The sequence below is a fragment of the Parasphingopyxis lamellibrachiae genome, assembly GCF_003385775.1.
GTDB classification, from domain to species: domain Bacteria; phylum Pseudomonadota; class Alphaproteobacteria; order Sphingomonadales; family Sphingomonadaceae; genus Parasphingopyxis; species Parasphingopyxis lamellibrachiae.
Genome location: NZ_QRDP01000004.1, coordinates 1,451,291 through 1,464,134, shown reverse-complemented (window position 1 = coordinate 1,464,134; position 12,844 = coordinate 1,451,291). Strand labels below are relative to the sequence as shown.

The following is a 12,844-nucleotide window of genomic DNA, read 5'->3' as shown; positions in this document are numbered from 1 at the left end:
TGATGGTCAGGTGAGTCAGGGGGTGGTATAAAAACCCATAAAATACCCATGAAATGGTATTGATACCCAGCGTTAACCTTGATACGCAAATCGTCCTGTAAAGGGGCAGGGCGTTCCCAACATTCAATTTCGGCGCTGAATTTTCGTGATTCAGCGATGGGGAGAGCTTTGCGCCGCAGGAGAGGATCGGCGTGGAATTTTCAATTCCCTTTGGTGGACAGGCGTTGAACGCCGTGGATGGGAAGGGGCGCGTTTCGCTTCCCGCCGATCTGCGCGCGACTGTCGATCGCCGCGCCGCACAAGCCAAGGCCGCCAATATGCCGGTCGACGACAAGCTACTCTATATCTCCGAAGACGAAGAGCTGCCCTGCCTTACGGGCTTCGACGAGACAGAGTATTTTTCACTTGCCGCCGAGTTGCGGGCTCAGCGGGCGCGCGAAACCCGCGAGGAAGGACGCAAGAGCCTGATTCGCCGCGACGGCGGCGGTGCAGAAACTTTCGCGCCGCTCCAGCGGACCGTGTTCGATAAGGCCGGCCGGATGGTGTTGTCCGGCCTGCTGCGGGAAGCTGCCGGGATCGGGGATTACGCCTTCTTTGTCGGCAACGGCCCCTATTTCGATATCTGGTCTCCGGAGCGCGGCCATGCGCATTTCACGGCGACCGGGGATCGGCGCATGATCCGCATTCTCGAAAGCCTGTGCCGGGACAAGGGAGTGGCATTATGACCGTCACGACCGACCCCCGCCATGAACCCGTTCTGATCGACGAGGTGATTGCCGCGCTCGATATCGCGCCGGATGAAATCCATGTGGACGCGACTTTCGGCGCCGGCAGTTATTCGCGTGCCATGTTGGCCAATGGCGCGGTCGTCTACGCCTTTGACCGGGATCCGGATGCGATTGCAGAAGGTGCGGCGCTTGCCGAAGAGAATGAGGGGCGGCTGCATCTCATTGCGCGCCGTTTTTCCGAGATGCGCGAGGCGCTTGCGGAACAGGGCGTCGATCGGGTTGATGGTGTGGCCATGGATATCGGCGTGTCGTCGATGCAGCTCGACCGGGCAGAGCGAGGCTTCTCCTTCCAGGCGGACGGGCCGCTCGACATGCGGATGGAGCAGGTGGGCGAAAGCGCCGCCGATTTCATCAACACGGCGGACGAGGGCATGATCGCCGATACGCTGTATGCCTATGCCGAAGAACATCGTTCGCGCCGTATCGCCCGCGCCATCGTTGCCGCACGTCCGATCGAAACGACCGGGCAGTTGGCGGCGGTCGTCCGCAAGGCAGTCGGCCATCACCCCGGCGCACCCAAAGATCCCGCGACGCGCACCTTTCAGGCGATCCGCATTCACCTGAACCGTGAGCTGGATGAGCTGCGCGACGGGCTTGCCGCCGCCGAAGCCGTGCTGGCGCCGGGCGGGCGGCTGGCTGTCGTTACCTTTCACAGCCTTGAAGACCGGATCGTCAAACAGTTTCTGCGGGAACGCAGCGGGCAGACGCCTGGCGGGTCGCGCCACCTGCCTGAGGCCGTGCAGGACGGCCCCGCTCCCAGTTTCGACAAACCTGCCAAACCGACAAGAGCCGGTCAGGCCGAGCTCGACCGCAATCCGCGCTCGCGATCAGCAACCTTACGCAGCGCTCGGCGCAGTGCAGCGCCACCCTGGCCGTTGCAGAGGAGGGTACCAGCATGACCATTACGCGCAAATTCAGCTCGGTCGCATGGGCCGCGGCCGTCGCTTCGGCTGCGCTCAGCTGCTATCTGATTTCGCACCGCGTGTCCGCGGAGCGCAATGCACTGGAAGATATCGAACGCGATATCCAGATAGCGCGCGACGATATTCTCTCGCTCAACACAGAGTTCCAGACGCGCAGCAGGATGAGCCAGATCGAGGTTTGGAATCGCCGGGATTTCATATTGACAGCGCCCGGCGCCGGCCAGTTCCTCGAGGGCGAATTCGCGCTGGCAAGCCTGATCGAAGGGCCGCAGTCTCCCTCGCCCGTCCGGCAGGCGTCGGCACCCGATGACATGGCCGATACGCCCGACGACCGGCAGGTCGACGAGGATGTATTCGAAGCGCCCGACGCAGGCGATATTCCGCAGGTCCAGCAGGCATCCTATCTTGTTCCGGACGGTATTGCAGCCAGCGCGCGGGGCGAACGCATCGCCTTTCTCGATGCCCAGCTGCGTGGTGACATCGCCGGCCAGGCGGCTGTTGAGCAACGCGAGGAGGACGGCGCGGATCAATGAGCCGGCTCGAAGCCAAACCTGCCGAAGTGCGTAAGGTGAGCCTGCGACGGGAAATGCAGCCGATTGTCCAGCAGCGGCTGATGATCGTGATGCTGCTTTTGTTGTTCGGTGTGGTTGCAGTGACGGTCAGGATCGGCTGGCTGACGGTATCGAGTGGCGGCGAAGCCTATGCTGCAAGCGGCGACACCACCCTTCCTCCCCGGGCCGATATCGTCGATCGCAACGGCGTCACCCTGGCGCGCACTATCGATGCCTGGTCCATCGCGATCCATCCCGACCGGGCGATAAGCGCGCCCGAAGAGCTTGCTCCCCGTCTCCAGGCGCTGATGCCCGAACGATCTGTCGAAGACTATCTGGACATCCTGAATTCGGACCGGCCTTTTGTGTATCTCCGCCGCCGCGCGCTGCCCGAGCTGGTGGCCCAGGTGAATGCGCTTGGCGAGCCGGCGATGGAATATCTGCGCGAGCCCGAACGCCTCTACCCGCAGACCAATCTGGCGGCCCATGTACTCGGCTGGGTCAATCTGGACGGTGAAGGCGTTACCGGGATGGAGGCCGTGCTCGAAGAGCGGCTGATGGATCCTGAACAACGCGGCGAACCCGTGGCGCTCTCTGTAGACAGCCGGGTGCAGGCCGCCGTGCAGAGCGAGCTGGCAACGGCCATGCGCCGCTTCAATGCGATCGGCGCGGCGGGGATCGTGCTGGACGTGCATACGGGCGAATTACTTGCTCTGACCTCGCTCCCTAATTTCAACCCCAATGCCGCAAACCGGTCGAGCGACCACGCACGTTTCAATCAGGCGACGATGGGCTTTTATGAGCTGGGCTCGACATTCAAGCCGATCACCATGGCCGCGGCGATCGAAGAGGGTGTCGTCACCGATATTTCGCGCCGCTACAATGCCGAAGAGCCCCTCGAAATTGGCCGTTTTACCATCAGCGACGATCATCCCCAGCGCCGCTATCTCAATGTACCGGAAACCCTGGTGCACAGCTCGAACATCGTAACGGCGCGGATTGCGGACCAGCTCGGAGCGGAGCGGATGCAGGCGGTGTTCCGCGAACTTCATTTCGACGATCCCGTAGAGTTTGAACTCCCGGTGCGCGGCCGGCCGATCTGGCCCGAATACTGGGCGCGGACGACGATCATGACGGCGGGATACGGGCATGGCATTGCCATCACTCCGCTCCACCTCGCCAACAGCTATGCGACGCTGGTCAATGGCGGGGTGTACAGGCCGCTTACCCTGATGCGCCTGCCGTCCGATGCCGTGCCCGAGGGCGAGCGCGTGTTCAGTGAAACAACGAGCGATCAGATGCGGGGGCTGCTGCGCCTGATCGTGCAGGAGGGCACCGGTCGCAACGCCGATGCCGATGGCTACCGGGTGGGCGGGAAAACCGGAACGGCGGAAAAGGCCAGCGAGGGCGGGTATCGACGCAATGCCTTGATCTCAACCTTTGCCGCGGCTTTCCCGATGGACGATCCTCAATATGTAATCGTCATCATGCTCAATGAACCGCGCGGCGATGCCGGGACGGGTGGCGCATCCACCGCCGGCTGGACGGCGGCGCCCGTGGTCAGCCGGGTGGTGTCGCGGATCGGGCCGTTACTTGGCGTTATCCCGAGTGAGACCCGCGATATCGATACGGCCAATTTGCGGGCGATGCTCTGGCGTGCGCCATCGGAGCGGTCATGAAGCTATCGGCACTCACGGAATCGGGAACCGGCGACAGTCCGGTGGTGACGGGTTTCGCCATCGATCATCGCAAGGTTGCACCGGGCACGATCTTTGGCGCCTTTCGCGGCGAGAAGTTTAACGGCGAGGATTTTATCCCCGATGCAATTGCGGCGGGGGCCATCGCCATCGTGTCGCGCCCCGAGGCGATTGTCGAAGGCGTTCCCCATATCGCCGACGAAGTGCCGCGCCGAGCGTTTGCCCAGCTGGCGGCAAAATTCTTCGCGCCATTTCCCGATATCAGCGTTGCCGTGACGGGAACGAACGGCAAGACATCGACGGTAGAGCTGACGCGGCAGTTGTGGCGCATGGCCGGCCAGAATGCCGCATCGATCGGTACGCTTGGCGTCACGACGGCCGATGAACAGGTGAAGACGGGCCTCACCACGCCCGATATCGTTACCTTCCTTTCCAATGCCGCCGGGCTGAAACGCGAAGGCGTCACGCATCTCGCCTTCGAAGCCTCCAGCCATGGTCTCTCCCAGTATCGCACCGAGGGATTGCCCGTCGGCGCGGCGGCCTTCACCAATCTGAGCCGCGATCATCTCGACTATCATCTGACGATGGAAGCCTATCTGACGGCCAAGCTGCGGTTGTTTACCGAAGTTGTCGACAAGGATGGAACGGCGATCGTCTGGGCAGACGATCCGTCCAGCGCCGAAGTCGTCGCGGCTATCGAGGGGCGCGGTGTGCGCGGCATTTCGGTGGGCGCGAAAGGTACAGCGATCAAACTTGCGGACCGGGCACCAACTCCGCTTGGCCAGACGCTGGTGGTCGAGGCCGAGGGCCAGACTTTCACGATCAAGCTGCCGCTGATCGGCGCCTATCAGGCCAACAACGCGCTTGTCGCGGCCGGCCTAGTCTGGGCGACGGGCGGCGATCTGGCAACGATATTCAGTAATCTCGCACGGGTTCAGCCGGTGCGCGGACGGCTTGAGCGCGCAGTCATCAGTCGGGCCGGCGCGCCAGTATATGTCGACTATGCGCATACCCCCGACGCATTGCAGGCCGCGATCGACGCGTTGCGCTGGCACGCCAGGGGCCGGCTGATTACCGTATTCGGTGCGGGCGGCGATCGCGATACGGGCAAGCGCCCGTTAATGGGGGCGGTCGCAACGAAATATTCCGATCATGTCATTGTGACCGATGACAATCCGCGCTCTGAAAATCCGGCGGGCATCCGCAAGGCGATCCTGATGGGGGCGCCGGGTGCCGTCGATATCGGTGGGCGCCGGGAAGCCATTGCTGCGGCTATCGACGAGGCCGGTCCGGACGACATCGTCCTTCTGGCCGGCAAGGGCCATGAGCAGGGGCAGCAAATTGGCGATCGCACCTTGCCGTTCGACGACGTAACGGTCGCCCGGGAGTGCGTGGCGTGACTGCGCTCTGGACCTCGGATGAGATCGCCGCAGCTGTCGGTGGCGAAGCGCATGGCGCATTTTCCGCCGATGGCGTAGCCTTTGACAGCCGCGAGGTCGGCCCGGGCGATCTGTTTGTCGCGCTCAGGGGCGAAGCGACGGACGGGCATAAATTCGTCGATAGCGCGTTCGGCAACGGTGCGGCCGGCGCGATCGTCAGCGAAGAGTGCGGCCACCCCCATATCCGCGTCCCCGACACCGTTGCCGCGCTTGATGCCCTGGGCATTGCATCGCGCGCGCGCACCGAGGCGAAAATCATCGGCGTGACCGGATCGGTCGGCAAGACGAGCGCGAAGGAAGCGCTGTTCGCCGCGCTCGATCGTTCCGCCGAAGGGCGGACGCATCGTTCGGTCAAAAGCTACAACAACCATACCGGCGTGCCGCTCAGTCTGGCGCGGATGCCCGCCGGGAGCCGGTACGGCGTGTTCGAAATGGGCATGAACCATGCGGGAGAGCTTTCCGCGCTCACCCGGCTGGTCCGCCCGCATGTCGCGATGGTGACCGCGATCGCCCCGGCGCATATCGAGTTTTTCGACAGCATCGAGGCCATCGCGGATGCCAAGGGCGAGATTTTCGAAGGACTGGAGCCGGACGGCACCGCGCTCATTCCTTATGACAGCCCGCATCGCGACCGTCTGATCGCGGCGGCAACCCCGTATGCGGCCCGGATCAGGACCTTCGGCCTTGGCGAGGGCGCGGATATCCGTGCGGTCGAGATATCGCGGGAGATCACCGGCACGATAGTCAGCGCGGTCCTGCCGGAGGGTGAGCTGACCTTCACCATCGGCCTGCCAGGCGAACACTGGGTTTCCAACGCGCTCGCCGTGATCGGCGCCGTAGAGGCGGTCCGCGGCGACCTTGCGGTGGCCGGGCTCGCCCTGGCCGAAATGGCCGGTCTGCCCGGCCGCGGTGCGCGGTCGGCGATCCCGCTCGAAGACGGAGAGGCGCTGCTGATCGACGAGAGCTATAATGCCAATCCGGTGTCGATGGCGGCCGCTCTCGATACTCTGGGCGACGAACCGGCCGAGCGCCGCATTGCAGTGCTTGGCGCGATGGGCGAGCTGGGCGAGGACGCCGAAACCTATCATGCCCAGCTGGCCGGGCCGATCGCCGGTGCCGGCGTCGATATGGCCGTGCTTGTCGGCGCGCCGATGAAGGTGTTGGCGGACGCGCTTGGCAACACAATCGACTTGGTTCATGTGCCCGACGCCGCTGCGGCGCTGGCGAGTCTCGAGGGGGAGATTCGCGCCGGTGACGCCGTGCTCGTCAAGGGAAGCAACTATATTGGACTGGCCCGTCTCGTCGAGGCGCTGGCCAGCGGAAAGACAACATGCTCGATCTGATCGCCAGCTATTTCGACTATGCGGGACCGTTCAACCTGTTTCGCTATCTTAGCTTCCGCGCCGGCGGAGCGACGGCGACAGCGTTGCTGATCGGCCTGATGATCGGGCCGCGTTTCATCGGCTGGCTCAGGATCAAGCAGGGCAAAGGCCAGCCGATCCGCGAAGACGGTCCGATCACCCACCTCAAAAAGGCCGGCACGCCGACCATGGGCGGACTGATGATCCTCGTTTCGCTGACTGTCTCGCTGCTGCTCTGGATGGATCTGACGAACAAGCTTGTCTGGGCCTGCCTGTTTGTGACGCTTGGCTTCGGGCTGATCGGTTTTCTCGACGATTACGACAAGGTCACTAAGCGGCACCATGCCGGGATCTCCGGCAAGATCCGGCTGGTTGCCGAATTTGCCGTGGCCGGCATCGCCTGCTGGATCATTCTCGGCGAGACGGGCACGAACCTGTACCTGCCATTCTTCAACGGCCCGGTCGGCGATATCGGCTATGCCTATTATGTCTTCGCGATGCTCGTGATCGTTTTCACCGGCAACGCCGTGAACCTGACCGACGGTCTGGACGGGCTGGCGACGATGCCGGTGATCATCGCCTCGGTCGCTTTCATGATGATCATCTATCTTGTGGGGCGGGAGGATTATGCGACTTATCTCGGTATTCCCTATGTCGCAGGGGCAGGCGATCTCGCGCTGATCTGCGCGGCCACCGTTGGTGCGGGACTTGCTTTCCTCTGGTTCAACGCGCCACCTGCTGCGGTCTTTATGGGCGATACGGGCAGCCTCGCGCTGGGCGGCGCGCTCGGGGCGATCGCCGTCACCGCCCATCATGAGGTTGTATTGGGGATCGTCGGCGGGCTTTTCTTCCTCGAGGCGGCTTCGGTCATCATCCAGGTCTTCTTCTTCAAGCGGACCGGCAAGCGCGTTTTCAAGATGGCGCCGATCCATCACCATTTCGAGCAGATGGGCTGGTCTGAGCCGACCGTCGTCATCCGCTTCTGGATCATCTCCTTCGTGCTGGCGCTGGCCGGCCTGTCGACGTTGAAGCTCAGATGAAGCCAGCGCGCGCCTTTGCCGGAAAACGCTATGCGGTGCTCGGTCTCGCGCGGACCGGGCTTTCGGTCGTCGACTATCTGTGGAATTCGAGCGCCAGCCTTGTCGCCTGGGACGACCGCGAGGAAGCACGGGAACAGGTGCAGGGCAAGGCAAGACTGGCCGACCCGCTCGGCATGGACCTTGGCAAGTTCGACGGCATCGTGGTTTCGCCCGGCGTGCCGATAAACCGGCACCCCATTGCGCAAAAGGCGCGCGAAGCGGGGGTGCCGCTGATCGGCGATATCGAACTGTTCGCCCAGGCCCGCGCCGAACTGCCGCCGCACAGGGTGGTCGGCATCACGGGGACCAACGGCAAATCGACGACGACGGCGCTTATCCACCATATCGTCAAGACCGCAGGCATCCCCGTGCGGCTCGGCGGGAATATCGGCAAACCGATCCTCGGCGAACAGGAGCTGGAAGAGGGCGGCGTTTATGTCCTCGAACTCTCTTCCTTCCAGATCGACCTGACCCAGAGCCTGGATTGCGATGTCGCGATCCTGCTCAATGTCACGCCCGATCATCTCGATCGCTACGAGAATTTCGAAGCCTATGCCGCATCCAAGGCCCGGCTGTTTGAAATGCAGTCGGCCGGCCATGCGAAGATCATCGCGATCGACGACGCGCCGAGTCAGGCTATCGCCGCCGGGGCCGAAGGGGCCGTCATGCAGATTTCAGCGGGTGGGTGCATGGACCAGTCCAACTGGCCCGCGCTGCAGGGGCCGCACAATGCCCAGAACGCCATCGCCGCGATGAGCGCCGCGCGCCGGCTCGGCATAGGCGAAGAGGCGATCGAGGCAGCGCTGCGGACATTCCCCGGATTGCCGCACCGTATGGAACGGGTCGGAGACCGGGGCGGCGTCTTGTTTATCAATGATAGCAAGGCGACCAACCCGACATCGACGGCGCCTGCGCTCGCCGCCTATCCGGCGATCCACTGGATAGTGGGCGGCCGGGCGAAGGCGGATGACCTTGATGCGTGCGAACCGTATTTTGGCCATGTGCGGGCGGCCTACACAGTCGGCGAGACGGCGGCCACGTTCGAAAAACTGCTCACGCCATGGATGCCGGTCAGTAATTGTGGAACGATACGACAGGCCGTGCAGATCGCTGCCCAGGCCGCACGGCCCGGAGAAACGGTGCTGCTCTCTCCGGCATGCGCTTCGTTCGACCAGTATCGCGATTTTGAAGAACGTGGCGACGATTTCCGCGCCGCAGTTGGAGGGCTGTCATGAATATGGAGGCCACCGTCGTGAAAGCCAGCATCGCGAAAACCGGACGCCGCCCGCTTGGCGATTATATCGGCCGTTCCCATCAGGGCCCGCTCAGCGAGTGGTTTTGGGAAATCGACCGCGTCCTGCTGCTGCTGGTCACGATCCTGATTTCGATCGGGCTGATCGCGGTCGCCGCGGCATCGCCCGCCGCCGCCGAGCGCTATTCGGGTGACAGCTTTCAGTTCCAGCAGCTTCACTATTTCTATCGCCAGATCATCTGGTTCAGCGTCGGCATTCCGATCATGCTCGTCATCTCGACCATGCCCAAGGAACTGGCCAAGCGCTTCGCACTTGCCGGTGCGGTCTGTTTCTTCGTCTTGCTGGTTTTCGTGCCGTTTCTCGGAAACGAAGTGAACGGCGCGCGGCGCTGGATCGGTTATGGCATGGCCACGCTCCAGCCTTCGGAATTCCTCAAGCCCTTCTTCATCGTCGCGATCGCCTGGTTGCTTTCCCTGCGCGTGACGCAGGATCATACGCTGCCCGTCGTTCCCGCCACGGCCATCGTGACCGGCGTGATCGCGCTGCTGCTGATGCGGCAACCCGATTTCGGCCAGACGGTGATTTTCGGTTCGGTCTGGATCGTGATGCTGATGATTTCGGGCGTGTCGACCAAGCTGCTTGGCGGGCTTTCCGCGCTCGGCGTTGGCGGTCTTGCCGCCGCCTATTTTTTCTATCCGGTGGCGACGACGCGGATCAACAATTTCCTCTTCGCTGATGGCGACAGCTATCAGGTCGACAACGCGATGCGGACGCTGACCAATGGCGGTTTTTTCGGAACCGGGCCGGGCGACGGCGAAATGAAATACCGCCTGCCCGAGCCCCACACCGATTACATCTTCTCCGTGATCGGCGAGGAATTCGGTCTCGTCGCCTGTTTTGCCATCGCCCTGCTTTTCGGGGCGATCGTGGTGCGGGTCTTTGTGAAGCTGATCAACGAAGAGAATATCTTCTATGTACTTGCGGCCGCCGGCCTTGCCACCCAATTCGCCATTCAGGCGCTCATTAACATGGCAGTAAATCTCGATATGGCACCCTCCAAGGGCATGACATTGCCCTTCATTTCCTATGGCGGATCGTCGATTATCGCGCTGTCGATCGGCTTCGGCCTGTTGCTCGCCTTTACCCGGCGCAATCCGCATCTTCCCGCTTTGGACAAGAGGCTCTGATGGGCAAAAGGCACTTCGTTCTCGCAGCAGGCGGCACGGGCGGGCATATCATCCCGGCCTTTGCGTTGGCGACCGAGCTCAAGAAGCGTGGCCATTATGTCGCGCTGATCACCGATGAACGGGGCGCGGCGATTCCTGGCACGTTCGAAGGCGATGAGAAACATATCCTGCCTGCCGGCCGCTTCACGAAAAACCCGCTCGGCTGGTTTGCCGCGGCGCAGAATATCTGGCGCGGCCGGGCGATGGCACGGCGGCTTTACGAAAGCTTCAACCCGGAAGCGGTTATCGGTTTTGGCGGTTATCCGGCGCTGCCCGCCGTGCTCGCCGCGCTCAAGGACGATATTCCCTGCGCCGTGCATGAGCAGAATGCGGTGCTCGGCCGCGTCAACCGTCTGCTTGCCAGCCAAGTCGATGCGATCGCCGCCGCCTATAAGCAGGTGGGCCGCCTCAAGGACAAATATCTGGGCAAGACCCATCTAATCGGCAATCCGGTCCGCGAAGAGGTTTCGATCCTGCGTTCTCAGCCTTTTCCCGCGCTCAGCGAGGAGGGAATTTTCCGGGTTCTGGTGACCGGCGGCAGCCAGGGGGCGAGCATCCTCTCCAATGTCGTGCCCGACGGGCTGGCCTTGCTCCCCTTGTCCTTCCGCCGCCGCATGCAGGTTACCCAGCAATGTCGCGAGGAAGATATCGAACGCGTGCGGGATCGGTACGCCGATCTCGCAATCCCGGCGGATCTCGCCACCTATCTGCCGGACCTGCCTGAGCGGCTTGGCTGGGCGCATATCGTGATTGCGCGCGCAGGGGCCTCGACAATAGCCGAGCTTACTACCGCGGGTCGTCCGGCGATTCTCGTTCCGCTGCCGATCGCCACCGATGATCACCAGACCGCCAATGCGCGCGAGATGGAGGCCAGCGGCGGCGCGCGGGTGATCAAGCAGAGCCATTTTACCCCGGCCGAACTGGCCAAGCAGATGCAGAAGCTCGGCCTTGAACCGGAAGCGCTGATGAATGCTGCCGGGCGCGCACGCAATGCCGGATATCCCAACGCCACGCGCGATCTTGCCGATCTTGTCGAACGGCTCGGTCAGGGGCTGGGCGGCGAAGCGATACCGGCTGGCCAGCCTTCCGGCCTGCGCACAGCAGTGCAGGGAGCGTCCTGATGCACGGATTCGGAACCGATATCGGAATCATCCATTTCATCGGGATAGGCGGCATCGGCATGTCGGGTATTGCCCGCGTGATGCACAATCTCGGTTATACGGTGCAGGGGTCTGACATCGCCGAAGGCCCGGCCGTGGAAGCGTTGCGCGAAAAGGGCATGACCGTGTTTGTCGGCCATAGCCCAGAAAATCTGGGCGATGCGGCGGTGGTGGTAACCTCGACTGCGATTCAGCGCGGCAACCCAGAAGTCGAAAGCGCGCTTGAGCGGCGCATCCCGGTCGTCCGCCGGGCCGAGATGTTGGCCGAGCTGATGAAGCTGAAAGCAACCGTTGCGATAGCCGGTACCCACGGCAAGACGACGACAACCTCGCTGGTCGCCGCGATGCTGGATGCCGGCGAGCTGGATCCGACGGTAATCAATGGCGGTATCATCAATGCTTATGGTGCCAATGCGCGGGTCGGCGAGGGCGACTGGATGGTCGTCGAAGCCGATGAAAGCGATGGCAGTTTCCTCAGGCTCGATGGCACGATCGCCGTCGTCACCAATATCGATCCGGAACATCTCGACCATTATGGCTCGTTCGACGCGGTCAAGGACGCCTTTGTCGAATTTGTAGAGAATGTGCCCTTTTACGGTGTGGCCCTGCTGTGCCTCGACCACCCAGAGGTGCAGGCGATTATTCCGCGCGTCCGCGACCGCCGGATCGTTACCTATGGCTTCACCGCCCAGGCGGATATCCGGGCCGAAAATATCGAAGCGGAAAATGGCGGCAATCGCTTCGATGTCGTGGTGCGGGATCGGGACGGGGAGTCTCGCCGGATAGACGGCATCTATCTCCCGATGGCGGGCCGCCACAATGTGCAGAATGCGCTGGCCGCGATCGGTGCGGCGTTGGAGCTTGGCATCGACGACGCAGTGATCGCGAAGGGTTTTGCCGCATTCGGTGGGGTGAAGCGGCGCTTCACCAAGGTCGGCGAGATCGATGGCGTGGCGGTGATCGACGATTATGGCCATCATCCGGTGGAAATCAAAGCGGCACTGGCGGCAGCGCGCGAGGGCAGTGCGGGCCGTGTGTTCGCGGTTGTCCAGCCGCATCGTTTTACGCGCCTGCGCGACCTGCTCGCCGATTTCGAAATTGCCTGCAACGATGCCGATTCCGTTTTCGTGACCCCGGTCTATGCCGCTGGCGAGGAGCCGATTGAGGGGATTTCAGCCGACACGCTGGTCAATGGCCTCAAAGAACGGGGCCACCGTTCGGTACAAGCGATTGCCGATGAAGCCGAACTGGCGGGGGCGCTCGCTGAAGCGATCGCAAGCGGCGACATGATCATCTGCCTTGGGGCGGGCGACATTACCCGATGGGCGGCCCGGCTGGCCGACAATATTGGGGAGGTGCGCGCATGA

Annotated in this window: 11 protein-coding genes; all 11 read left to right on the top strand. The window is 62.9% G+C overall.

Translation table 11 applies throughout. The features are described from left to right. Positions 1 to 191: 191 nt before the first annotated feature. The 11 genes from DFR46_RS07215 to murC are packed head-to-tail and all read left to right on the top strand — an operon-like array spanning position 192 to position 12,844. Positions 192 to 725 carry a division/cell wall cluster transcriptional repressor MraZ gene (locus DFR46_RS07215; protein WP_147297638.1) on the top strand — a complete coding sequence of 178 codons (534 nt, stop codon included), beginning with the start codon at positions 192 to 194 and terminating at the stop codon, positions 723 to 725. Then, positions 722 to 1,687 carry a 16S rRNA (cytosine(1402)-N(4))-methyltransferase RsmH gene (gene rsmH, locus DFR46_RS07210; RefSeq protein ID WP_116235829.1) on the top strand — a complete coding sequence of 322 codons (966 nt, stop codon included), beginning with the start codon at positions 722 to 724 and terminating at the stop codon, positions 1,685 to 1,687. The genes DFR46_RS07215 and rsmH overlap by 4 nt, the downstream gene beginning before the upstream one ends. Continuing rightward, the gene (locus tag DFR46_RS07205; protein WP_116235828.1) at positions 1,684 to 2,244 is read left to right on the top strand and encodes a hypothetical protein; all 561 of its coding nucleotides are present in this window, start codon (positions 1,684 to 1,686) and stop codon (positions 2,242 to 2,244) included. Before rsmH ends, DFR46_RS07205 begins: the two co-directional genes overlap by 4 nt. After that, complete coding sequence (locus DFR46_RS07200; protein WP_116235827.1) at positions 2,241 to 3,941, top strand: peptidoglycan D,D-transpeptidase FtsI family protein; 1,701 nt, start codon at positions 2,241 to 2,243, stop codon at positions 3,939 to 3,941. The genes DFR46_RS07205 and DFR46_RS07200 overlap by 4 nt, the downstream gene beginning before the upstream one ends. After that, positions 3,938 to 5,359: a UDP-N-acetylmuramoyl-L-alanyl-D-glutamate--2,6-diaminopimelate ligase gene (locus tag DFR46_RS07195; RefSeq protein WP_116235826.1), complete on the top strand. Its 1,422-nt coding sequence runs from the start codon at positions 3,938 to 3,940 to the stop codon at positions 5,357 to 5,359. Before DFR46_RS07200 ends, DFR46_RS07195 begins: the two co-directional genes overlap by 4 nt. Beyond that, positions 5,356 to 6,741 carry a UDP-N-acetylmuramoyl-tripeptide--D-alanyl-D-alanine ligase gene (locus DFR46_RS07190; RefSeq protein WP_116235825.1) on the top strand — a complete coding sequence of 462 codons (1,386 nt, stop codon included), beginning with the start codon at positions 5,356 to 5,358 and terminating at the stop codon, positions 6,739 to 6,741. The genes DFR46_RS07195 and DFR46_RS07190 overlap by 4 nt, the downstream gene beginning before the upstream one ends. Next, positions 6,729 to 7,799, top strand: a complete 1,071-nt coding sequence (mraY, locus tag DFR46_RS07185) for a phospho-N-acetylmuramoyl-pentapeptide-transferase (RefSeq protein WP_116235824.1) — start codon at positions 6,729 to 6,731, stop codon at positions 7,797 to 7,799. The genes DFR46_RS07190 and mraY overlap by 13 nt, the downstream gene beginning before the upstream one ends. Beyond that, entirely contained in the window at positions 7,796 to 9,073 is a 1,278-nt protein-coding gene (murD, locus tag DFR46_RS07180; RefSeq protein WP_116235823.1) for a UDP-N-acetylmuramoyl-L-alanine--D-glutamate ligase, read from the top strand. Before mraY ends, murD begins: the two co-directional genes overlap by 4 nt. Next, positions 9,070 to 10,278, top strand: coding sequence for an FtsW/RodA/SpoVE family cell cycle protein (locus tag DFR46_RS07175; protein ID WP_245953731.1), 1,209 nt, complete (start codon positions 9,070 to 9,072; stop codon positions 10,276 to 10,278). Before murD ends, DFR46_RS07175 begins: the two co-directional genes overlap by 4 nt. Beyond that, a complete protein-coding gene (gene murG, locus DFR46_RS07170; protein ID WP_425453113.1) occupies positions 10,278 to 11,438 on the top strand; it encodes an undecaprenyldiphospho-muramoylpentapeptide beta-N-acetylglucosaminyltransferase in 1,161 nt (386 codons plus the stop codon). The genes DFR46_RS07175 and murG overlap by 1 nt, the downstream gene beginning before the upstream one ends. Beyond that, the gene (murC, locus tag DFR46_RS07165) at positions 11,438 to 12,844 is read left to right on the top strand and encodes a UDP-N-acetylmuramate--L-alanine ligase (protein WP_116235821.1); all 1,407 of its coding nucleotides are present in this window, start codon (positions 11,438 to 11,440) and stop codon (positions 12,842 to 12,844) included. The genes murG and murC overlap by 1 nt, the downstream gene beginning before the upstream one ends.

Bases quoted from the DNA above. Each gene is read 5' to 3' on its own strand.
- rsmH (WP_116235829.1), top strand. From the start codon at position 722: ATGACCGTCACGACCGACCCCCGCCATGAACCCGTTCTGATCGACGAG.
- DFR46_RS07205 (WP_116235828.1), top strand. From the start codon at position 1,684: ATGACCATTACGCGCAAATTCAGCTCGGTCGCATGGGCCGCGGCCGTC.
- DFR46_RS07200 (WP_116235827.1), top strand. From the start codon at position 2,241: ATGAGCCGGCTCGAAGCCAAACCTGCCGAAGTGCGTAAGGTGAGCCTG.
- DFR46_RS07195 (WP_116235826.1), top strand. From the start codon at position 3,938: ATGAAGCTATCGGCACTCACGGAATCGGGAACCGGCGACAGTCCGGTG.
- mraY (WP_116235824.1), top strand. From the start codon at position 6,729: ATGCTCGATCTGATCGCCAGCTATTTCGACTATGCGGGACCGTTCAAC.
- murD (WP_116235823.1), top strand. From the start codon at position 7,796: ATGAAGCCAGCGCGCGCCTTTGCCGGAAAACGCTATGCGGTGCTCGGT.
- DFR46_RS07175 (WP_245953731.1), top strand. From the start codon at position 9,070: ATGAATATGGAGGCCACCGTCGTGAAAGCCAGCATCGCGAAAACCGGA.
- murG (WP_425453113.1), top strand. From the start codon at position 10,278: ATGGGCAAAAGGCACTTCGTTCTCGCAGCAGGCGGCACGGGCGGGCAT.
- murC (WP_116235821.1), top strand. From the start codon at position 11,438: ATGCACGGATTCGGAACCGATATCGGAATCATCCATTTCATCGGGATA.